Below are 25,190 nucleotides of genomic sequence, written 5' to 3'. Positions count from 1 at the left end.
TTATTTCTCTTCTAAGAGTATGATATTAAATTCAGATTCTAATTCTACTTTTCCATTTTTAACGGTTACTTCTTGATTAGAATATGCATCAAAAAGTAATGTTCCGTCTTCAAAAACCCCTTTTACGTTTAAGGTCTTTTTACCTGCTTCTAAATCCATAGCAATGACAACCAAGTCTTTAAAATTTCCGAGGTTATAACTTCTAGAAAACGTATATGGATTTTGAGAAATCATTTGATGCTTTCCTGCACCAACCGCAGGATGGTTGGTTCTAAACGTTCCTAATTTTTGCCAGTGTGTTAAGATTTCTTTTGTTCTTTTTTGTTTCGCAATAGAATCCCAATTCATCATTGATCGCAACGTCGCATCACCATCTGTACCTGGAATTACAAGCGAGCGAGATGATTCATCTCCATAATAAACTTGTGACGTTCCTGGTGATAGCAACAATTTATTAGCTGTTTCAAAAGGCTTTTTTCTTACTGCATCAAATGGTCTTCCATCATCGTGAGAACTTAAATAGTTTAATGTTCCAAAACCTTTTAAATCACCACGTAAAATCTTATCATAATGAGTAAACAAACCCTCGTAATCTTTGTCTTTGGCGTTGTATTTAAATTCGAAATTAATGAGACTTTGAAAGCTTGGTGGATTAAAATAATTCACTTTTCGATCTCCAAAATTGAATTCCTGCCCTGAGCTTACTCCATAATTATAGACCTCACCAACAATGTAGAAATCATTATCATCTAATACTTTGTCTGTATTATTCTTTTTATATTCTGAAAAGGCATAATCACATTCAGCTTTAAACTCTTCCCAAACGTATTCTTCAACATGTTTTACGGTATCTGCTCTGTAGCCATCTACACCAAACTCTGTAATATAATCTGTTAACCATTTCATGATATAAAAACGTGGTGCTCTTGGGTGACCTGTACGTTCAAAAAAGGCATCGAGTTCTTTAATTTCTTGTTCGTATCGACCTTCTGTTTTCCACTTTTCTACTAAATGAGGTGGTAGATCTACGTTTTCATTGCTTTCGGTTTTAATATCTGGAAGATTGGCAACTAAAGTGCAACTTATTGTATTTTCATAGTTATCATAAGTACATTGAGGATTTGTTCTCACCCAATCCTCAGGCCAAACCGGATCCTTGTCTGTCACAGGACCTGTATGATTAATCACAGCATCTAAAACAATTCTAATACCTCTAGCGTGAGCTTCTTTCACCAACTCATGCAAATCTTCTTTTGTGCCAAAATTAGGATCAATTTTTGTCCAATCTTTTGCCCAATAACCATGAAAACCATAAGTAACTCCTGTACCTTCATCTGTTCCTCCATGAATTTGCTCAACGACTGGAGTCATCCAAATGGCATTGATACCCAAATCTGTAAAATAGCCTTCTTTTACTTTTTGAGTAATCCCTTTAATATCTCCACCTTTAAAACCGCGAAGTTTTCCTGTTTCTTTAGTTCTATCAAAGTTGACATCATTTGTTGTATCTCCATTATTAAAACGATCTGTTAGCAAAAAATAGAGGTTTGCTCCTTCCCAAACAAAAGGTGCTTTTGGCTTTTCGACTTTTACTGCTGTTTCAGTTTTACAACTCATGATGGTCATAATTGTTAATATAAAAAGGGTTAATTTTCTCATATTATTTTTTCAGTTTTAAAATGAAAGACTCTAATGGTTTTACATCAATTCTAATAGTACCTTGCTCACCATTTACTTTTAAAGTTGAATTATAGGTATTGTATAATTGATCTTCAAATTGGTATTCTCCATCACTAAGGTTCCATGTTTTTAAAATTTCCGAAGGGATTTGTAATTCAAAACCATAAGTGTTTTCAGCATTAAAATTAGATACGATGATTAATTGTTCATCATCACTCCAACGCACGAATGACAAAACCTTATCGTTATACCATTCTGTATTTTGCTGGTTATACGCATGAATATCTTTATAGTTTGAAGCTAAAGCCGAACTATTGATTGTAAAGTTGAGTAGGCGTTTGTAAAAATCTCTGAGTTCTTTTTCTTCGGAAGTAGATTGGCCTCCATCAAATTTTTTGTCGTTGACCCATCTTACCATAGATGGCACACTTCCGTAGTCAAAAATAGAAGTACGCGTTGGGTCTCCAAAACCTAAATCCTCTGCTCCTGGTTCACCGAATTCTTGTCCGAAATACACCATTGTTGGCGCTGTTGTTGCTGTTGTAGAAACCACCATTGCTGGTTTACCTTTTTTAGCACTTCCTGCAAAATCTGGACTTGCAATTCTTTGCTCATCATGATTTTCTAAGAAGTGAAGCATGTGATGTTCAATATCACTTAAATCTTCCAGAATTGGAGGAATATTATCTGTCTTACCGTGACCTTGCATCACATGTTTAATCGTATCGTACAATTGAACTTTATCATACAAATAATCCATTTTTCCTTTTTTGATGTATTCTCTATATAAACTAGGATTATACACCTCAGCTAATAAAAAGGCATTTGGATTTTTCATTTTAATATGTGAATTCATGTAACTCCAAAACTCTACAGGTACCATTTCTGCCATATCGTAACGGAAACCATCGACACCTTTTGCTGTCCAATATAATGCGATGTCTTTAAATTTTTTCCATGAACTCGGAATCTTTTTATCTTGCCAGAAATCAAAATGCTTTGTATAATGTTGTTCATCGTAACCATCTGGAAGTTCATCAAAATCCTTTCTTCCTTCTGGTGAAACTCCGTAATTTACTTTTACAGTTTCATACCAATCGTTGACATCTGGTTGCGATGCTCTTGACCCATTTCCTGTCCATTTTGCTGGTACTTCTTCAAACTTACTATCTGCTAACGGATTTTTCTCTCCACCTAAAGGTTGATAGCCATGTTTCCATTCTGGTACTTTGAAAGCTTCACCTGGATTGTAGTAAAAATTGTTATTCACATCGTAGACAACTGTTGTATTATCTTCTGCTCCAAAATCTGAAGCACCCTCAGGATTTGACAAACTTTGATAATTTCTAGCGACGTGATTTGGCACGATGTCAATAATCACTTTTAATCCTGCTTTGTGGGAACGCTCAATTAATGCCTCAAACTCTGCTAAACGATTCTCAACATTATCTGCTAAATCTGGATTTACATTATAATAATCTTTCACTGCATAAGGTGAACCTGCACGACCTTTTACGATATCTGGATCATCATTTGAAATTCCATATTTAGTGTAATCTGTAATCACATCATGATGAGGCACTCCTGTGTACCAAATATGCGTCACACCTAAATCTTTAATTTTCTTTAAAGCTTTGTCATTAAAATCACTGAATTTTCCAACACCATTTTCCTCAAGAGTTCCCCATGGTTTGTTGTTGGTGTTTGTGTTCCCAAAAAGTCTAGTAAAAACTTGATATACGACTTCCTTTTTCTTCAATTCTATTTTAGGTGTTGTAGATTCTTGCACTTTTTTTTCTTCGTTTTTACATCCAAAAAAACAAACCAATACAATAGCGATGATATTAAATTTAATGTAGTTCATTTTGGATTATTTATTTAGTTTGATTTTGATTTCTTTGTCTTCGGAAGTGTTCCAAGTCAAAGGAATTGTGATAGTCTGTTTTTTACTGTTCCAGTTTCCTTCAATTTTCTTACCATCAACTTTAATACGTTTTGGGCTACTTGTCATGTTATGAATGACAAGTTGAATGGTTTTGTTATTGATGTTATAATTTTCACCTATTTCGGCTTCAATTTCTATTTCTAATTGTCTTCCTTTTAGTTCTGCTTCAAATTCTAAAATCTCATAAGCTTCTTTTTCAAAAGCATTAACAGTTGTTCCATCATCGTTATAGATTTTACGTTTACTTTGTGAAATAGAATCATCATAATAATAGTGAACAACCAAATTATTACTATCATATAATTTTAGAGAGTTTACTGTATTAGTCATTGGAATAAATGCTCCTCCTCGCACAAAGGTTGGAATTGTGTTTTCTTCAAGTTTATATGCTGTTACACTACCGCCTTGATATGTTGTTGTAGAATAAAAATCAAACCAATTTGAGTGCTTCGGAAAATAAACCTCTTTAGTAGTTTGTCCAGCTTTTAGAATTGGTGCTACCAAAATATCTTTTCCCCAAAGGTATGCGTCTGAATAATCGAACAACTCTGTATTTATTTCATCTTCAAAAAATAATGGTCGCATTAATGGTGCTCCTGTTTGATTATTTTCAAACATGAGGTTATAATTATAAGGCGTTAGTCTATAACGCAACTCAATAGCTTCTTTAGCTAAAGCTTTGGCTTTTTCGCTTCTATACACTGGTTCACTAGCAACACCTTCCTGAGCATGTGGACGATAAATTGGTTGAAAAACACCATACTGTAACCATCTCACATATAATTCGTCATCAAGATTATCTCCTGCAAATCCACCTAAATCGCTATGCATATACGCTAAACCTTGCATTCCCATTTGGAGTGCAATTTCTGGCTGACTTTGTAATCCTCCCCAAGTTCTATTCACATCTCCAGACCAAGGCACTAAACCATAACGTTGCGACCCAGAATATCCTGCTCGCATGAGAATGAAAGGTCGTTTCTCGGGATTAGCTTCTAAACTAGATTCATACACTAATTTTGCCCAATCGTGACCATAAATATTATGGACTTCATCTGCTGTTCCTGTTGCGTGGATTAATTCAGCAGGATGGACTTCTGGTTCTCCAAGGTCTCCCCAAAATCCGTGGACACCCATTTCTGATAAATCCTTATAAATATTTTTAAACCATTGATTTCCTTTTTCGCTATAAATGTCAATCAAACCCGTATTTCCGAAGTAAAAATCATATTTAAACGGATTTCCAATTGAATCTTTTGCCAATATATCTTCTTTTACAGCTTCTTCCCAACGCGAAGAAGTTGTTAGCATAAAAGGCTCTGTGATTAAAATCGTTTCTACATTTCTATCTTTTAAATCCTTAATCATTTTCTCAGGATTTGGGAACGAATCGCGATCAAAAGCTAGATTTCCCATGGTGCCTTTGATGTCTTTTCCAAACCAATACAAATCCAAAATTATAGCATCTACAGGAATCTTTTTTTCTCTAAATTTATCTATAGTTTCAATCACTTCCTTTTGAGAATGGTAACCAAACCTACTTGAGAAATTACCCAAAGCCCAACGTGGAAACATAGGTTGTTTTCCTGTTAAATCTGTATAATTATCTACGATATCATACCACGAATCACCAACAATAACCTGGTAGGTTTTACGACCAGAAATCGTTTCATATTTAAGCGTGTTATCACCTTTACTATCTAAATCTAAAAAGCCAATTGGAGCATTGTCAAAATGAACCATGTATTGATTTGATGACATCACAATTGGTAAGGTGAAGTTCATTAATTCTGCTCGCGTTTCATAACCGTAATGCGCTCTATTGTATAATTGCAAACGGTTACCTCGACGATTCATACCTAAAGCCCTTGCCCCTCCTCCATATAAAACTTCATCTTTATCGAGATTAAATTGGATGGTTTCTAAGCTATCGTTTTTGATGTAACCTGCCTTTTCTGAAATGATGTGCTTATCTTTATAAGAGTAAGATATTTGAAACGGATTTTTCTTTATAGCGACTAATAAACCTTTAGTCTCTATCAAAATATCATCTTCCTTTTCTGAAAAAGTAACTTCAGAAATTGATGGCTCAGCAATTACAGCATGTGAGCTACTTAAAGCAGTTTCTCCAGTTGGAATAAATGTGGTTTCGACGATTTCCGAAGTATAAAATAGAATATTATAAGTCCCATCACTGACTTTAACTTCTATTCTGTTATCAGTTTTGTTTGCGCTTATAAATTTTCGGTTTGTGTTTTGCGCAGTTAGTGAAACTGTTATAAGTAATGATATGTATACTAAATAGTTTTTCATATAAGTTAGTTGTGTGATTCTGAAACAAGTTCAGAATGACGATCTATTTTTATTCCGTTTTAGTTGTTAATAGTAAAAATCCTCTTCTTGTTAATTCTATATTATCTTGCCATGTGAAACTATCACCTGTTATGATGTTTTTTAACGATTTTCCATCGATGCCAATTTCAGTATAACGTTTTAAATCAATAGTGATAGGTTTATCATTTTTATTTAAAATCAGTACTACGGTTTCATCTCCCAATTGCCTAAACAAGAAATAAGTTCCCTGAAAAGGTGCAAAATGTACAGTTTTACCATCATGAATGGCTTTACTGTTTTTTCTATAATTCAATAATTTACTAACGAAGGTTTGCATGTTCTTTTCTTCGGCAGACAATCCTTTACCAGTAAAAGCATTTTTAGAATCGTCTTGCCATCCTCCAGGATAATCTGTACGAATTAAACCATGATCTCCAGGTTTATCAAAGTCGTTCATTAGAATTTCTGTACCATAATACATTTGTAAAATTCTCGGCATCATCGCATAGGTTGCAACTGCCATTTTAGTATTAACAACATCACCTTTGAGTTGTGTGAAAATGCGACTCATATCATGATTTCCTTCAAAAACCATGATACTTTTAGGGTTTGCATAATGAAAATCGTTAGCCAATCCTTCATAAATTTTCACGAGACCTGTATCCCATGATTCTTCTTCATTAAGAGCGTTGACAACGTTGGCTTGCATTGCAAAATCCATGGTTGACTTTAAATTAGAGTCGTAACCATCTTTATTATTTGCACCATCTTGCCAATAGCCAATCAATAGAGGGTTGTAACTCCACTCCTCACCAACGATATTAAAATTAGGATACTCGGTCATGATCGCTCCAGCCCAATCACTCATAAAATCTTTATCTGGATAAGGATAGGTGTCTTGACGAATCCCATTTAATTGTACAGTCTCAATCCACCAAATACTATTTTGAATGATATAGTTTGCCATGAATGGATTACGCTGATTCAAATCTGGCATCGATGCTACAAACCATCCTTGAGAATGACCATCTTTATCAAATTGTGATGCATAAATATCTTGATTTGAAGTTCGTCTGTGATTAGAGTTAATGGTCACATCGTTATTCCAGTTTTCTATATTTTTCTCGTAGTTGTCTTGAAGGTTTACCCAATCAGTAAATGGTAAATCTTTCATCCACCAATGATTTAATCCACAATGGTTAGCTACCTGATCCATGATGAGTTTCATGCCTTTTTCTTTGGCATTTTGGGATAATTCCTGATAGTCTTCTAAGGTTCCAAAACGCGGATCGATTTGATATAAATCTGTAATTGCATACCCATGATATGAGCCTTTTTCCATATCATTTGTTAATAATGGCTGTGGCCAAATGGCTGTGAAACCTATATCTTGAATGTAATCTAAGTGGTTTGAAATGCCTTCAATGTCGCCACCATGACGAGCGTAATTATTTTTTCTATCTATTGTTTTTTCTAATAATGCAGACTGTCCTTCCATAGATAAAGGTGTATCATTATTAGTGTTTGCATTTGCAAAACGATCTGGTGTGATTAAATAAATAGCATCACTACTGTTGAAACCTATGAAATCTTCAGCAGGCTTGACTCGACTTTTAAGTTCGTAAACATCTATAAGCTCGTTCCCTTCATTATTTTTAAATTTGATGTTGAATTGTCCTGCCTGAGCAGTTTCAGAAATAATAAGATTAATGAATAAGTAATTATTGCTTTTTTCGGCTTTACTTACGTTATCTATTTTAACACCTTTATAATTAACTGTTGGCTTATAATCACCAATATTATCATGATGCACCAATAATTGAAGTTGTTCGTTTTTAAAACCCGTCCACCAATTTGGTGGCTCTATGCGTTCTATATCGCTTTGATCTATAAATTTTGCTGGTGTGTCTTCTGAAATAATCTCTTTTGAAGTTTCATTTTTACAAGACACACTTAAAACTAAAATAGATGACAGAAATATGTAATACAATCTTTTCATTATAATAGTTTTTTTTTTAAAATTAAAACCTGAATAACCTTTCGCCAATGCAAGTTCTTAAAAAACCTACAAGGTTTTAAAAACCTTGTAGGTTGAATAATTTTATATTAAACGGTAACCATGTTATTAGGACTAATCGTCACTTTCTTACCTTTTACAAGAATATCAATTTGATCATTTCCATCTAATTGAAATTTTGTTCCTTCTTTAGTAATATTTATTTTTAGAATTTGATTTCTAAAATTGATTTTGAAAGAATATGAATCCCATTGATTAGGGATTTTTGGTTCAAAAGATAACATATCATCCTTAATACGCATACCACCAAACCCTTCAACAATACTCATCCAAGTTCCTGCCATAGACGTAATATGTAATCCTTCTTCTACTTCATGATTATAATCATCTAAATCTAAACGAGACGTACGTAAATAAAACTCATACGCTTGTTCCACACGACCTAATTTTGCAGCTTGAATACTGTGTACGCAAGGAGACAATGAACTTTCATGAACTGTAAATGGTTCATAAAAATCAAAATGACGTTCTAATTCTTCCGTAGAAAAATCATCCTCAAAAAAGTACATCCCTTGTAAAGTATCTGCTTGTTTGATATATGGCGAACGCAAAATCCTATCCCAAGACCATTTTTGATTGATTGGTCTTTGACTATGTGGCAAATCTGCAACAGTAATCAATTCCTTATCTAAGAAACCATCTTGTTGGAGGTAAATATTCTTTTCTTCGGAAAATGGAAAATACATATCATCTGCAACCTTTTTCCAGAGATCTAATTCATTGTCTGTAATTTTCGTTTTACCTTTTACCCTCTCGTAATCGTCATGAAATCCTTCTTTGACTTTTTCGATATTCTCTAACGCATAATTAATACACCATTTCGCAATGTAATTAGTATACCAATTGTTATTGACGTTATTTTCATATTCATTAGGACCTGTAACTCCCAAAATAACATACTTGTTTTTTGCTGTAGAAAACGTAGCGCGTTGCTGCCAAAATCTAGCAATACCAATTAAAACTTCAAGACCTTTCTCTGGAATATAACTGTAATCTCCAGTGAATCTAAAATAGTTATAAATGGCAAATGCAATGGCTCCATTTCTATGAATTTCTTCAAACGTAATTTCCCACTCGTTATGACATTCTTCACCATTCATAGTAACCATAGGATACAATGCTGCACCATTAGAAAATCCTAATTTTTGAGCATTTTCAATAGCTTTCTCTAAATGGTTGTAACGATATTCCAATAAACTTTTTGCTACATTTTGATCTTTGGTAGCCATGTAAAATGGAATACAATATGCTTCTGTATCCCAATAAGTACTACCTCCATACTTTTCTCCTGTGAATCCTTTTGGACCAATATTTAAGCGAGCATCTTTTCCGAGGTAAGTCTGATTTAAATGAAAGATATTAAAACGAATTCCTTGTTGAGCTGCAACATCTCCTTCAATAGAAATGTCTGCCATTTCCCAAATTTTTGCCCAAGCTTCTTTTTGAGTTTTTAGCAACGTATCAAATCCCATCGCAGTAACTTTACTCAAGGTCTTTTTTGCTACAGCAATCAATTCATTTTTATCATGATTTCTATCTGCAGTATAACCACCAAATTTTGTCATTGTGATGGTACCACCCTTTGAAACTTGATTTTTGTATGTAAAACTGACTTTATCAATAGTATCGCTAACTGTCTTTTCTTGATTTAAAGCTTCACCATTTAATGAGACTTGCGTTTGCATAGATGTACATACATAAAAGTCTGTTTTCATTGTTCGAGATACAATATAAGCTTGCTCACCTTCATGATTCACATTTAATACATCCCAAAACTTATCATCCCAATTGGTATCTTCATTAGTAATACCACTATCTAAATAAGGTGTGAAATCTATTTGAGCATCACTATTTAAAGGTGTCACATTATATTCTATTGCTCCAACCTCATCAATCTCCAGACTCAAAAAACGTTTAGTATCTACTTTAACCTCTATAGAATTTTGAAGTGTTGCAGTGAAACTTCTAGACAGCCAACCTTCTTTCATGTTAAGCTCTCTTCGGAAATGTTCTACTTTAGTACACTTTGCTAAATCTAATTGTTCTCCGTTAATGGTCACATTAATGCCAATCCAATTTGGAGCATTTAAAACTTTAGCGAAGTATTCTGGATACCCATTTTTCCACCAACCTACTCTAGTTTTATCTGGGTAATAAACACCAGCAACATAACTTCCTTGGAATGTTTCACCAGAGTAGTGCTCTTCAAAATTAGCACGTTGTCCCATGGCTCCATTTCCAATGCTCATTAAGCTTTCTGAAGATTTTACGCGTTCGGCATCAAAACCTTCTTCTATAATTGACCAGTTATCTGGTTTGATATAAATGTGATTCATCTATCTATTTATTATTTATCAATTGATAAATTAGTATTTGTTTGTTTGCTTATTTTATTTGACATGATGTCGTCTAAGAATTCTAAAGAAATTTCGGTAAAATCTTTAAACACATAATCTGCTTCATCTAAAACTGATTTTTCTCCTATACCAATAGAAATCATATTGGCAGCATTAGCTGCTTCCACTCCTGCTTTTGCATCTTCAAAAACAATACAATCGTCAGGATTGAGCTTTAATAATTTAGCAGCGTTTAAAAACACTTCTGGATCTGGCTTTCCTTTTTTAACTCCGTTTCCATCTACAATAGCATCAAACTTTTCAAGCAGATTTACTTTATCTAAAATAGTATGTGCGTTTTTACTTGCAGATCCCAACGCTAATGGTTGCTCCTTACTCATTAAATAGTTTAGTACTTTAGGAACATCTGGTAAAATCTCGTCTTCTTTCATGTTCTCAACATAACTTAAATAATCCTCGTTTTTCAAGGCCATAAGTCTGTTGAATTCCTCTTCTGAAAGTGTTTTATTTCCCCATTCTAGAATTTTCTCTAATGAGTTTTTTCTGCTAACGCCTTTAAGTTGTTCGTTTTGAATTTTAGTAAAATCTACACCAACACTTTTAGCTAATTTTTTCCATGCTAGGAAATGGTATTTTGCGGTATCGACGATGACACCATCTAAATCGAATATGAATCCTTTTTTAGTCATTGATTTTGGTTGTTACGTTGTCATTAATTGTTAAAGATATCAGTCCTGCTAATATCATCGAAGCACCTCCTATCAGTAGTGCATATATTGGTTGATTATCAAAAAATGTAGATATTAAAAACCCTAAAATAGATGCTGCGACCAATTGTGGAATTACAATAAAGAAGTTAAATACTCCCATATAATAACCCATTTTACTTGCAGGTAATGAACCAGAAAGCATTGCATATGGAACAGATAATATACTAGCCCAAGCAATACCAACACCAATCATTGGCAACCATTCTATTGTAAATCTAGATGGATTAGTTATAAAATATAGCGACATAAGTCCTAAACCTCCAAGAACTAAGGCTAAAAAGTGAGTAAATTTTCTACTAGTCTTTTTTGCTAAAAGCGGAAGTAAAAATGCTACAGCAGCTGCGATTATGTTATAGTTTGCAAACATCTCTCCAACTTGATTTGCTCCAGTATTATATGCTAATGAAGTTGTATCTTTAGTATTATATATATGTTCAGTAACAGCACTTGTAGTATAAATCCACATTGAGAATAATGAAAACCATGAGAAAAATTGAACCCAAGCTAGCTGCTTCATTACTTTAGGCATAAATTGAAAATCATTAACAATTGTTATAAAACCATTTTTATAATTTTTGCCTTTTTGCATGAATCCAGAAATAATCAATACAATTCCTCCAAGTGATATTAAACCTAATGTAAGTACAAATAAATCTTTCTTTAAATTAAAATAATACACAATATAGGTAGAAATCAACCCTATAATTAGGGTGATAATTCCTTTCATTAAATGAGATTTCCCATTTGAGACAAACCATGATTCTGGCTTTTCTTCAGTAACATATTCATTTTCTTCAGCCTCCTCAAAAGCTTTCATTTCTTCTGGAGTATATTCTTTAGAGCGAAGAACTGTCCATAAAACTGCTATAAAAAAAGCTGCTCCACCAATGTAGAAGGAATATTTAACTGAATCTGGTATTACACCTTCAGCTGCAGTATTTGCTACACCAAAATAAGTGAGAATTAATGGTAATTTTGAAGCAACATATGCTCCAATACCAATAAAGAAACTTTGCATAGCAAAGCCTTTAGTCGTTTGTTCTTTAGACAAGTTATCACCAACAAATGCTCTAAAAGGCTCCATTGAAACATTTATAGACGCATCCATTATCCATAACATTCCTGCTGCAAACCAAAGCATTGGCGAATTAGGCATTATAAATAAAGCTAATGACGCTAAAATGGCTCCAACTAAAAAATAAGGCCTTCGACGTCCTAATTTTGGATGCCAGGTACGATCACTAAAATAACCTACAATTGGCTGTACGATTAAACCTGTTAAAGGTGCAGCGACCCATAAAATAGGAATATCTTCAACCTCTGCTCCGAGTGTTTGAAAAATTCGACTAACATTTGCATTCTGTAGGGCGAAACCCATTTGGATCCCTAAGAAACCGAAACTCATGTTCCATATTTCCCAAAAACCTAGTGTGCGCTTTTTCATCAAAGTATGTTTAAATTAATACTATTGACAAGCGATAAACTCATCAAAACTTAATGTAGAAGTGAAAAATATAAGTTTTGATTAAGACGCAAATATACTAAAGATTTTGAAATTTCAATATTAAATCTATTATTTGGTAGATTCTCGCTCTGTAAGATTAGTTTCTATGACTACTGTTTCGTATACTTCTTCGGTTTCATCATCATAATCTACTTCTTCTGCTTCTAATCTATTAATTAACAAATTGGCAGCTTTCTCTCCTATTGCTTGTCCATGTTGACTTATCGTTGTGATACTTGGTGTAGAATGTCTAGACAACACTCCATCACTAAAACTTATAACTTGAAGATCATTAGGTATTTTTAAGCCTAATTTTCTAGCCACTTTAATTGCTGTGACTGCATAGAGTTCATTTACTGCAAAAACTCCGTCAATATCCTTATTTGACTCAAATAATTGTTCGACTTCATTTTCCAATTTATCGATATGATCATCAGACATGAGCTTATCTTCAATTTTGAGAATCAAAGAAGACTTCGCATTTATCTTATGATCTTCCAAAGCTTCCAAATAACCTTGAGTACGCAATCTTCCGACGCTAACATAATCTTTAGTTGTAATAATCGCTATATTTTTACAACCATTGGTAATTAACTTTTCTACTGCTTCTTTTGCTCCTTTAACATCATCTACAATAACTTTATCACATGGTATTTCATTGACCACACGATCAAACATAACGATTGGCATCCCTTGATTAATAGTCTCTGTAAAATGATGGTAATCTTGTTGCTGTAATGTTTCTTTTGCAATTGACAAGATAAACCCGTCAATACTACCATTAGCTAACATTTGCATGTTTATGACTTCCTTATCAAAAGATTCATTAGACAATCCAACAATCACATTGTAGCCTCTTTTATTTGCCACAAGTTCAATACCTGTAATTACTTTGGAAAAAAAGTGATGTACAATTTCTGGAATAATAATCCCTATAGTCTTCGTTTTCCTGTTCTTTAAACTTAAAGCAATATTATTAGGTCTATAGTTATAAAGCTTGGCAAAAGCTTGAATTTTTTGTCGTGTATCTTCACTAATTTCAATACTATTTCTGAGTGCTTTAGAAACTGTAGAAATTGATACATCTAATTCTTTAGCTATTTGTTTAAGGGTTATTTTACGTTTCATTTAGAGAGTTTAGTTGCATATCTATTTTTGAACCTTTTTAAGTTAAATGGAACAATAAATCGACTTTTCTATTAATTCTTGTTAAATTCAATTCCGAAGTTAGTAACAAAGTTATCACTTTATTATAAATCTGATAATTTTGCGCATTATTAATTCGTTTTCTACTAAAATTAAAAAAGTTCTTAACACGAAAACGTTTTCGCAACTCTAATTAATTGGTGTAAGTTAAAATTTACCTAAAATTTACATAGTTTTAACCCTAGAAGTGAAAAATATAAGCATTTAACAGAGCAACTAACTTTAAAAATTTTTTATGAAGACATTTTTAAATAGCTTACTAGTACTGACATTTTTAATACCTGCGACATTCTTTGGTCAATCCAAGGTTACAGGTACAGTTACAGATGAAGCTAACGCATTACCGCTACCAGGCGTAAACATCCTAGTAAAAGGAACCACAACTGGAGCATCAACAGATTTTGATGGTAAATACTCAATAACTGTCAACGAAGGAGACGTTTTAGTCTTCTCTTACTTAGGATATTCTAAAAAAGAAATCATCTACAATGGTCTATCTCCATTTAATGTCACTTTAAGTGAAGATGCTGGTCAATTAGATGAGATTGTAATTATTGGTTATGGTACAACAACTAGAAAAGACGCAACAGGATCTGTTGAGTCTGTAACTGCAAAAGATTTCACAAAAGGTAATATTGTAACACCAGAAAATCTTTTACAAGGTCGTGTAGCAGGTGTAACAGTAAATACAAGTGGAGCTCCAGGATCTGGATCTGAAATAAAAATTAGAGGAGGATCTTCTATTAATGCATCTAACAACCCATTAATTGTTATTGATGGATTACCAATCACTAACGATAACATTGGTGGTTCTAGAGGTATACTTTCTAGCATTAACCCAAACGATATAGAATCTTTCACAGTACTAAAAGATGCTTCGGCAACTGCTATTTATGGATCTAGGGCATCTAATGGTGTCATTATCATTGTTACAAAAAAGGGGAAGTCTGGCTTTAGCGCAGATTACGATGTTCAATTTACCTTTGGAGATATAGCAGATCAAATTGATGTATTCTCTGGAGATCAATTTAGAACCATAGTTAACTCACAAAATCTTCCAGATAGTTTTACATCACAACTAGGAAGTGCTAATACCGATTGGCAAGATGAAATTTTTAGAGAAACTGTTTCTGCAATGCACAATGTAACTGTAAGAGGTTCTTTATTTAAAGCATTACCTGCACGTTTTTCTTTTGGAGTTACAAAACAAGAAGGTGCTCTTTTAACATCACAATTTGATAGACGTAACTTATCTGTTGCATTAAATCCAAGCATGTTTGATGATCATTTAAAAATTAGTGTTAATGCAAATCTATCTTATGAAGATAATAGATTTGCAGATTCTGGACTAATTGGTGCAGCACTTCGCTATGACCCGACACAACCAGTTTATGACCCAACATCTCCTTTTAATGGTTTTTACCAACATACAAATGGGGGAACATTATTAAGTGGAACAACAAACCCTGTAGCTTCATTATTACAAACAAATAACCTTGGAGATACAGAGCGTTTTTTCGGTAACATCAATTTTGATTACAAATTTCATTTTTTACCAGAATTAAAAGCTGTTCTTAATCTAGGATTTGACGAAACTTCTGGTTGGACTAATAACAACTCTGTTTTTGCAACAACTGATGATATTAGTGCCAACAAATCTGTAGGTTTTCAAAATAGAAAAAATCAATCTCTTGATGGGTTTTTAAACTATAAAAAAACATTTGGAGATATTGAAGCAGATTTAACTACTGGTTATTCTTATCAGCGTTTTACCAATGATGGTTTTTTCTCTGGTAATCAATTAGACCCACTAAGCTTTGGTGATACTTATGCAGATCCAGATATTGTTCTTATTGGTTTCTTCGGAAGAGCAAATTTTAAGTTCTTAGAAAAATACCTTTTAACTGCCACTTACAGACGTGATGGTACATCTCGTTTTAGCGAAGACAATCGTTGGGGTAATTTTTATGCAGGAGCATTAGCTTGGCAAATTAGCGAAGAAGATTTCTTAAAAGATTCTGAAACTATTTCAGATTTAAAACTAAGAGTAGGATATGGTGTTACAGGTCAACAAGAAATTTCACAAAAAGATCTTTTTCTAAGTCGCTATCAAGGAGGAAATAACAACTCACTGTATCAATTTGGAAATACTGTTATAACAAGTTTAATACCTTCAGAGATTAACCCAGATTTAAAATGGGAAGAAACTAAAACTTTAGAAGTTGGTATTGATTATGGATTATTTGATAATAAAATATCAGGTAGTTTAAATGTATTTCAAAAAGATTCAGAAGATTTACTTTTTGATGCACCTGTTCCTGATGGAAGTAATTTCTCAAATAGGATTATACAAAATATTGGTAACTTGAGAATTAGAGGTTTAGAATTCACAACTAATGTTGATGTGATTCAAAAAGAAGATTTTTCATTAAACTTCAACTTTAATGCTACAATATTAGATAGAGAAATTACAGAATTAGCTTATGGCCAAGACGTAACCACTGGAGGAATTGCAGGTGGCACAGGGAATTTCATTCAATTATTTAGAGAAGGAGAAGCTCCAAATTCATTTTATGTTTACAAACAATTATACGATAATCAAGGTAACGCCATTGAAGGTGCTTACGTAGATTTAAATGGAGATAATATTATTAATGAAGAAGATCGCTATTTAAGAGCTGACCCGGATGCAGATATTATTTTAGGTTTTCAAACAAATCTAGAATATAAAAACTTTGATTTTGCTTTTAATTTGAGAGCAAATATTGGAAATTACGTGTATAATAATGTTGATTCTGCAAGAGCTCAATATGATTTACTTCAGGATAATTCAGTATTAGGAAATATACCAACATCGGTTTTAGATACTAACTTTCAAACCACATCAGATGTTATCAATTCAGATATATATCTTGAAAATGCTTCTTTCTTAAAAATGGATAACATTACTCTAGGGTACACCTTTAAAAAACTCTCTAACGTTATTAAATCTGTAAGAGTTTGGGGAGGCATACAAAATGTGTTTACACTAACAGAATATAGTGGTTTAGATCCAGAAGTATTCAATGGTATTGATAACACAATCTACCCAAGACCAAGAAATATTTTAGTAGGTGCTAATATTAAATTTTAAAAGACTATGAAAAAAACAATTAAAAACGTTAGTATCTTATCATTACTATTTGTGTTTACGTTCTTCTCTTGTACAGAAGACCTTAATATCACACCAAATGATGATGATACGTTATTAGGCGAAGACCTTTTTGAAAATGAAGGAGCCTACAGACAAGTTATCGCAGGTGTTTATGCAAATTTAGCATTAACTGGAACAGATGGAGCTGGATCTTCTAACATTGAAGGAATTGATGCTGGAACTAGCCAGTTTGGGCGTGTATTGCTTTATATGCAAACACTTTCTGCAGATCAAATGATTTGGTCATATGAAAATGATCCTGGTACACGAGAAATTCAACGTAATATCTGGACAGCTCAAAACCCTTTAATTTTAGGAATGTATAGTAGAGCACATTTAACTATCGCTCTTGCTAATAACTTTTTAAGAGAAACTACAGCAGATAAGTTAGATAGTAGAGGCGCTTCAGAATCTGTACGTCAAGACATCGTTGCCTATCGTGCAGAAGCGAGATTACTTAGAGCTTTATCTTATTATTATATGATGGATCTCTTCGGAAAAGCAAACTTTGGTACAGAGGCCGATGCTGTAAATACAGTTTTACCTGTTGCAGATAGAGCTCAACTTTTTGATTTCATTGAAAGCGAATTAATAGCTATTGAAGCTGATCTTATACCTGCAGGAGCCAATGAGTATGGTAGAGCAGATAGGGGCGTTGCTTACATGATATTAGCTAAAATTTATCTCAATGCTGAAGTATATATTGGAGAAAATAGATATACAGATTGTATGAACTATTGCCAAGAATTACTTAATTCTGGATACACACTAGCTACAAACTACAAGGATAACTTTATTGCAGATAATAATACAAACTCTGCGGTAAATGAAATCATCTTTTCTATTGTATCAGATGGTTCAACAACTCAAAACTATGGACCAACAACAGTTATGATTAATGGTTCTGTTGGTAGTTTAGAAGTCAATGGCGTTGAAGTTGGAGTTGTTCAGAATGGCTGGGATGGTGCACTGAGAGTGAGAAAAGAATTTGCTGAATTATGGCAAGGAGGTAACTTTGGTGATGATGATAGAAATACTATTATCTCTGCAAATAGACCAATTGGCATCACTGATATCGCTGATAGGGATACTGGCTATATCATACAAAAATACTCTAATGTAACGTCTACAGGTCAAGCTGGTGTTGACCAAACTTTTGTTGATACAGATTTCCCTTTATTTAGATTAGCAGATGTTAATTTAATGTATGCTGAAGCTCATTTAAGAGGTGGTGGAGGTTCTTTAGATGTTGCTGTTCAATTAATCAATGATTTAAGAACGCGAGCTAATAATCCCAACTTAATTTCAAGTACTGATCTTACGTTACCTTTTATAATAGATGAACGCGCTAGAGAATTACATTGGGAAGCACACAGAAGACAAGATTTAATACGATTTGGTTTATTTACTGGAGGTAGTTACAACTGGGCTTGGAAAGGAAACGGGAGTAATGGTATCGCAATACCTAATCATTTTAATTTGTATCCAATTCCAAATTCAAGTATGTCTTCAAATCCAAATCTTACTCAAAATCCTGGGTACTAAAAAAAAGAAACAATGAAAAATATACAAAAAATACATATTCTAATTGCTGTTATAACTTGTAGTCTTTTTGCAATTTCTTGCGAAAATGATGAGACTATCTTTGTAGCATCAGAAACTGATCCAATTACATTATCAGAGTTACCAATAACATCTATTGAGTTGGATCCTGCTAATCCAGGAAATGCAGCTGTAACTTTCAATTGGAATGAAGCTGATTATAATCAACAAGCTTCAGAAAACTATACTGTAGAGGTATCATCAGATGCAGAATTCACAGATCCAGTAGTTGCAACTTCAGTGGTTGGTACAACCTCAGCAACATTGTCTGTGAATGAATTAAATTCAGCATCTGGTTCTGCAGGATTAGCTCCATTTGAGTTTAGTACATTATATGCTAGAGTAATTAGCTCAATTGGAACTCAAAATGGTTTACCTGTTGCTTCAAACGTCATTAGCTTTGAAGTTCAACCTTTCTTTAACTATGTATTTAGAGATTTCTATTTAGTAGGAAATGGTACATCTGCAGATTGGAATAATAACAATAATAATTCTCCTCTATTTAGAGATTCAGAAAACAACAATCTATATACTTATACTGGTTACTTTACTAAAGGAGGTGGAACTTTTGATGATGGTAGATTCAAAATTTTAGAAATGAGAGGGCAATGGCAACCACAATGGGGAACTTTAACTCCAGAAGGTAGTGATTTTATTGTTGAAGCTGGAGAAATTGCGGGAAACCCAACAACTCAGGATGGTGATCCTGGACGTTTTGGAGTAGATGCAGATGGATATTATACATTCACAATCAATTTCTCATCAAATACTTATACGATGAATTCTTACGATGATGCTGGTTCTACTACTTTTTCAAGTATGACTTTACAAGGTGATGCTATAAATACTGATGTAGTGATGACACAATCTAGTTTTGATACTCATTTATGGTACATTAATAGTGTAAACCTTCATCCTGGAGGTTTACAATTCACAACTAACACAGGTTCTTCATGGGCTGGATCAACATCATTTTCTGGTGTTGCTACAGAAGGTGGAGCAAATATTCCTGTTGTAGTTCAAGATGATTATGAAGTTTGGTTTAATGACTTGACTGGAGATTACATAATGATCCCATTAAACTTATAAAAAAATAACACTATGAAAATCAATAAAATTAGTGCGTTAATACTCTGTTTATTCTTAGTATTTGTATCGTGCGAAACGGAAGAAAGTTTAGAAATCACATCACCAGATGCTTCTTTTACACTGTTGGAGCCTGTGATTTCTAACATAAACTTAAATTACAATTTACCAAATAACGAAGCTTTTAGTATCGTTTGGAATGACCAATTAACATCAGGTTCTGCAAGTTATATGGTAGAATTATCACCAGATGCTTTATTTGAAAGCCCTTCAATAATTGGATCATCTACTACAGATAGATTTACAATGACAGTGGCAGATTTCAATAACATCGTTTTAGATGCTGGTGCTGATGCTTTTGAACCATTTACAGTTTTTATGAGAGTTACTAACGGTTCAGCAATAACAAATATCGTGAGCTTTAGTGTATCATCTTATTCTGAAGCTGCTCCTGTAATAACTAATCCAGATAGTACATTTGAATTAGTTTTACTTGAAACTACACCAGATGCCGAAGCAATTAATATTGTATGGGAAGATCCAGATTTTGGAGATAACAGTTCTGTAGATGTTCTATATGCAATTCAATTTGCTGAAGCTGGCACTAACTTTGCAAGTCCTATAACTGTATCTGAGCAAGATATAAATGGTGATATTATATTAGTAGATTCTCCTGAATCTTTCACTCACGCAAAATTCAATGAGATTATACTTGATGCAGGTCTTACTGCAGAAGAAGTTGGAAACTTAGACATTAGAATTAGAGCAACTATAGAGATGAATGCAGGTAATATGGAACGTTTTTCTGATGCTATTACTGTTGCAGTAACACCTTACAGTTTAGAGCTTCCTCCAATTCTTTATGTTGTAGGTGCAGGTGCAGTTGATGCAGGATGGGATTGGACTACTCCAGTTGAATTACCTTTACAAGGCACTAAATATTCTGGAAACATTAATTTAATTAATGATGCTTTTAGATTCTTTACTGAGGCTACGAATTGGGATTCTGGAAGAAACTTTCCTTATTATGAAGGTCTTCTATACACTATTGATTCTAACTTAGAAAACGCTTTAGATGGCGACAACAATTTCCAATTTGTTGGTACTCCTGGACAATATTTTATTGAAGTTGATACAGAAGCAAAAACAATAACATTAGGACCTCCTGTTGTTGGACCAAACTGTAACTTTGACCAATTATGGTTAGTTGGTGCAGGAATTGTTGATGCTGGTTGGTCTTGGGATACTCCTGTCGCTTTACCATGTACAGGAAATGGAACATACTCAGGTAATGTTGCTTTAACAAATGATTCTTTTAGATTTTTCAATATAAACAGTGACTGGGATAGTGGCTCAAACTATCCAACTTACGAAGGAAATGGATATACTATTGATAGTAATTTTAGTAATGCTATGGATGGTGACAGTAACTTTTCTTTTGGTGGTACTCCTGGCACTTATTTCTTAACTGTTGATGATATAAATAAAACAATCACTTTAGGTCCTGAGGAATTGCAATGTGAATTTGAACAATTATGGCTTGTTGGGGCAGGTGCTGTTGATGCTGGTTGGTCTTGGGATAATCCTGTAGCATTACCATGTACAGGTGCTGGAATTTATTCTGGCCCAGTAGCATTAACCAATGATGCTTTCAGATTCTTTACAGCAAATACTGACTGGGATAGTGGAATAAATTACCCAACTTATGAAGGTGATGGATATACAATTGATTCAGATTTAATCAATGCCTTGGATGGAGACAGCAATTTCTTCTTTAATGGCACTCCTGGAACATACACGATTACAGTTGATACAGGAAACTTAACAATTACTGTAGAGTAAATTATAACATTCTAAAAAAGGCTATGTATGACGCATAGCCTTTTTTTTAAAAAATATTGACGCTATGAAAAAAATTTTATGCTCTTTAATAACTCTTATTTCCTTAAACACATTTGCTCAAGTAACTTTGAGTGTTGGTGCAATTGAAGTAGACCAACCAGTTACAATAACAGTTGACACAAACAGTTCTGACTCTAATTGTAATGGCTTAAGTGGAACAACTCAAGTATATATGCACTCTGGAATTGGTGACAATTCTGATCCTTTTGGATTTAATGTTGTTGGAAATTGGGGTGAAGATGATGGTATTGGAGAAATGACAAGTAATGGAGACGGAACTTTTAGTATAACTATAACTCCAGAAACATATTACGGACTTACTTCTACACAAGCTGACAGTGCAACTCAAATAGGAATGGTTTTTAGAAATGCAGATGGTTCTCAAGAATTAAAAGATGAAGGTTGTAATGATTTCATATTTCCTATTGGAAGTGTACAAATAAATTTCACTAATCCAACTAGTGACTTAGTTGTTATTACTTCTGGCAATGATTTAAGTGTTAGTGCTACAATAATCTTTCAAGGTGGAGCAACAGTACAAGGTAGCTTTGAAATATTTTACAATGACGTATCTATTGCAACTGGATCTTGTGGATTTCCAGCATGTAACTCAACTATAAATAATATTACAGAAAGTGGTACTCTAAAATTTGTAGGTACACCTCCTGGTTCTTCTGAAACTGGAGAAGCTAGTTTTGAAGTCGTGGTTGTTCCTACTGTTGTAGAAGCAAATCTACCAACTGGATTAGAAGATGGTATCAACTATGGTTCAGATCCTACAAAAGCGACATTAGTATTAACTGCTCCTGGTAAAGAATTTATTCAAATCGCTGGTAGTTTTAATAATTATAATCCTACCAATGCAGACGTTATGAAACGTGATGCAGCAACAGGGAAATATTGGTTAGAACTCACTGGTTTAACTCCAGGTCAAATAGAGACTTACCAATATTGGGTGTTTGACACAAATCCTATTGCTAACTCACCTGCTTTAGTTAAAACTGCAGATCCATTTTCAACATTGGTATTATCTCCTTTTGATGATCCTTATATTCCTGCTAACACATATCCTAACTTACCAGCTTATCCTGCTGGACAAGAACGTGAAGTTACTGTTTTACAAACTGGACAAACTGCTTACAATTGGCAAGTACCAAATTTTACAGCACCAAAAGAAGAAGATCTAATTGTTTATGAAGTATTAATAAGAGATTTTGATGCGGACAGAAATTATCAAAACTTAATTGATAGAATAGATTATTTCAAAAACTTAAATGTTAATGCTATTCAATTAATGCCAGTAATGGAATTTGAAGGCAATGAAAGTTGGGGTTATAATACATCATTCCACTTAGCTTTAGATAAGTTCTACGGAACAGAAAACAAATTCAAAGAATTTATTGATTTATGTCATCAAAATGATATTGCAGTAATTCTCGATGTTGCTTTAAATCATGCCTTCGGGAGAAATCCAATGGTTCGTATGTGGATGAATGATCCAGATAATGATGGTTGGGGTGGACCAAGTAGCGAAAACCCATATTTTAATGAAGTAGCTAAACACAGTTATAGTGTAGGAGATGATTTCAATCACCAAAGCACTCTAACTCAAGAGTATACTAGACGTGTTGTAAAACATTGGGTTGAAGATTTTAAAATAGATGGTTTTAGATGGGATTTAACAAAAGGATTCACTCAAAATTGTGAAAACAATGAAAACTGTACAAATAGCTACCAACAAGATCGTGTAGACATCCTTAAAGATTATGCAGATTATTCATGGTCTTTAGATCCTGACCATTATGTTATTTTTGAACATTTAGGGACTCAAAATGAAGAAAAGGAATGGGCAAATTATCGTCTTTCAGAAGGAAAAGGAGTTATGGTTTGGGGTAAAATGACAGACCCTTATAGTCAACTCTTAATGGGTTTTAACTCTAATAACAATATAGACGGAATTGGCCACAACTCACGTGCTCAATTTAATGGTCCTCGTGTTATGGGTTATCCAGAAAGTCATGATGAAGAACGTATAATGTATAAAGCAGTGGAATTTGGAAATAATGCTGTAGGCTCACATAACGTGAGAGATTTAAATACTGCATTATCTAGAATGTCGGCAATTGGAGCAGTGACTTTAACAGTTCCTGGACCAAAAATGCTTTGGCATTTTGCTGCATTAGGAATGGACAACTCATTATTTACGTGTCCTGACGGTAGTGTTAATAATGATGGTTGTAAATTAGATACAAAACCACAACCACAATGGACAGATAACTGGTTAGGAGATACTAATAGAAATCAAATTTATAATGATTGGGCTAGATTGATTGATTTGAAAATTAATGAAGCAGTTTTTGAGGGTGACTATGCTATGACTTCAGGTTCATTAACTCCTAGAATTGATATTTTTGATACCTCTATTCCTTCATCACAATTAAGAAATGTAATTGTTTTAGCAAACTTTGATGTGGTTTCTCAAACTGTAAACACCAATTTTCCTACTGGTGGTAACTGGTTTGATTTGATGGATGAGACAGGAAATACAACATATAGTGCAGGCACTGTAACGATACCTGCTGGACAGTTTAGAATCTTCGGAAATATGCCATCAACACTAAGTACAAATAGTTTTGATATAAATGAAGCTTTTAGCATCTATCCTAATCCTGTAAACACATCATTTAAAACAAATAAAGCTATTTCGAGTTTACAGATATTTGATATTACAGGAAAGTTAATAAAATCATTTAACGGAGAGTTTACTATAAACGACACCTATGATATTTCAGATTTAACACAGAGCATTTACCTAGTTAAAATTGAAAACAGTAATGGTCAAACATCAACCTCTAAACTGATAAAACTTTAAATTGTATAACAATCTTTAAGTTAGTCTAAACCGCCAAGTTTTCACTTGGCGGTTTTATATTTTAAAACAAAAAAAAGCTAACTCTTAAAAGTTAGCTTACGTTTAACATACTAGCGTTAACGCCAAAATGGTATTGCTTTTTTGATTTTATAGATTAAACCTCTGTTTTAAGATAACTATCTTCAAATCTTAAATAATGACAAGTGTAGCCATTCGGGTTTTTAACCAAATAGTCTTGATGGTTTTCTTCTGCTTGCCAAAATGGTGCAAATGGTTCTAATGTCGTAACAACTTTACTTTCCCATTTTCCAGAATTATTTACAATATCGATGACTTCTTCAGCTTGAGCTTTTTCTTCTTCATTTTGATAAAATATTGCAGAGCGATAACTAGACCCTTTATCATTTCCTTGCTGATCTACAGTTGTAGGATTATGCATTCTAAAAAAATAATCTAAGATTTCTTTAAAAGAGGTTTCGTTAGGATCATAAGTTAATTCTATACCTTCTGCATGTCCTGGATGATTTTGGTAAGTTGGATTATCATTTTCTCCACCTTGATACCCTACTTCCGTATCTTTAATTCCTGGACGTGATCTAAATAAATCTTCCATTCCCCAAAAACAACCTCCTGCTATGTATGCTTTTTTATAACTGCTCATA

The 25,190-nt window shown here is 33.5% G+C and carries 14 protein-coding genes; 5 read left to right on the top strand and 9 right to left on the bottom strand.

The genetic code is table 11. The features are described 5' to 3' along the window. The 8 genes from IM744_RS02970 to IM744_RS02935 form a co-directional block, all read right to left on the bottom strand. Entirely contained in the window at positions 1-1,659 is a 1,659-nt protein-coding gene (locus tag IM744_RS02970) for an alpha-amylase family glycosyl hydrolase (RefSeq protein ID WP_194506596.1), read from the bottom strand. A 1-nt stretch (position 1,660) separates the two neighbouring features. Next, a complete protein-coding gene (locus IM744_RS02965; RefSeq protein ID WP_194506595.1) occupies positions 1,661-3,544 on the bottom strand; it encodes an alpha-amylase family glycosyl hydrolase in 1,884 nt (627 codons plus the stop codon). Between the two features lie 6 nt (positions 3,545-3,550). After that, complete coding sequence (locus IM744_RS02960) at positions 3,551-5,938, bottom strand: glycoside hydrolase family 31 protein (protein WP_194506594.1); 2,388 nt, start codon at positions 5,936-5,938, stop codon at positions 3,551-3,553. Between the two features lie 49 nt (positions 5,939-5,987). Beyond that, the gene (locus IM744_RS02955) at positions 5,988-7,958 is read right to left on the bottom strand and encodes a glycoside hydrolase family 13 protein (RefSeq protein WP_194506593.1); all 1,971 of its coding nucleotides are present in this window, start codon (positions 7,956-7,958) and stop codon (positions 5,988-5,990) included. A gap of 107 nt (positions 7,959-8,065) precedes the next feature. Beyond that, a complete protein-coding gene (locus IM744_RS02950; RefSeq protein ID WP_194506592.1) occupies positions 8,066-10,372 on the bottom strand; it encodes a glycoside hydrolase family 65 protein in 2,307 nt (768 codons plus the stop codon). A gap of 11 nt (positions 10,373-10,383) precedes the next feature. Next, entirely contained in the window at positions 10,384-11,082 is a 699-nt protein-coding gene (gene pgmB, locus IM744_RS02945) for a beta-phosphoglucomutase (RefSeq protein ID WP_194506591.1), read from the bottom strand. Next, positions 11,075-12,607, bottom strand: coding sequence for an MFS transporter (locus IM744_RS02940; RefSeq protein ID WP_194506590.1), 1,533 nt, complete (start codon positions 12,605-12,607; stop codon positions 11,075-11,077). The genes pgmB and IM744_RS02940 overlap by 8 nt, the downstream gene beginning before the upstream one ends. A gap of 129 nt (positions 12,608-12,736) precedes the next feature. Further along, on the bottom strand, positions 12,737-13,795 hold the full coding sequence (locus IM744_RS02935; RefSeq protein WP_194506589.1) for a LacI family DNA-binding transcriptional regulator: 1,059 nt from the start codon (positions 13,793-13,795) through the stop codon (positions 12,737-12,739). Positions 13,796-14,108: 313 nt separating this feature from the next. Here IM744_RS02935 and IM744_RS02930 point away from each other — a divergent pair, with 313 nt between their 5' ends. From IM744_RS02930 to IM744_RS02910, 5 genes are all read left to right on the top strand, one after another. Further along, positions 14,109-17,006: a SusC/RagA family TonB-linked outer membrane protein gene (locus IM744_RS02930; RefSeq protein WP_194506588.1), complete on the top strand. Its 2,898-nt coding sequence runs from the start codon at positions 14,109-14,111 to the stop codon at positions 17,004-17,006. 6 nt (positions 17,007-17,012) lie between these two features. Further along, positions 17,013-18,611: a RagB/SusD family nutrient uptake outer membrane protein gene (locus tag IM744_RS02925; RefSeq protein ID WP_194506587.1), complete on the top strand. Its 1,599-nt coding sequence runs from the start codon at positions 17,013-17,015 to the stop codon at positions 18,609-18,611. 12 nt (positions 18,612-18,623) lie between these two features. Next, positions 18,624-19,757 carry a SusE domain-containing protein gene (locus IM744_RS02920; protein ID WP_194506586.1) on the top strand — a complete coding sequence of 378 codons (1,134 nt, stop codon included), beginning with the start codon at positions 18,624-18,626 and terminating at the stop codon, positions 19,755-19,757. Positions 19,758-19,769: 12 nt separating this feature from the next. Next, positions 19,770-21,596 (top strand): SusE domain-containing protein, encoded by a 1,827-nt coding sequence (locus IM744_RS02915; RefSeq protein WP_194506585.1) that lies wholly within the window; start codon positions 19,770-19,772, stop codon positions 21,594-21,596. 64 nt (positions 21,597-21,660) lie between these two features. Continuing rightward, positions 21,661-24,528, top strand: coding sequence for an alpha-amylase family glycosyl hydrolase (locus tag IM744_RS02910; RefSeq protein WP_194506584.1), 2,868 nt, complete (start codon positions 21,661-21,663; stop codon positions 24,526-24,528). Between the two features lie 154 nt (positions 24,529-24,682). On the opposite strand, the gene msrA is transcribed toward IM744_RS02910, so the two are convergent. Continuing rightward, positions 24,683-25,189 carry a peptide-methionine (S)-S-oxide reductase MsrA gene (msrA, locus tag IM744_RS02905; RefSeq protein WP_194506583.1) on the bottom strand — a complete coding sequence of 169 codons (507 nt, stop codon included), beginning with the start codon at positions 25,187-25,189 and terminating at the stop codon, positions 24,683-24,685. Position 25,190: the final 1 nt, after the last annotated feature.

It is taken from the genome of Psychroserpens luteus, assembly GCF_015319355.1.
GTDB lineage: Bacteria > Bacteroidota > Bacteroidia > Flavobacteriales > Flavobacteriaceae > Psychroserpens > Psychroserpens luteus.
Note: the sequence above shows the minus strand (reverse complement) of the source record. Positions and strands in the feature narration are given on the sequence as shown.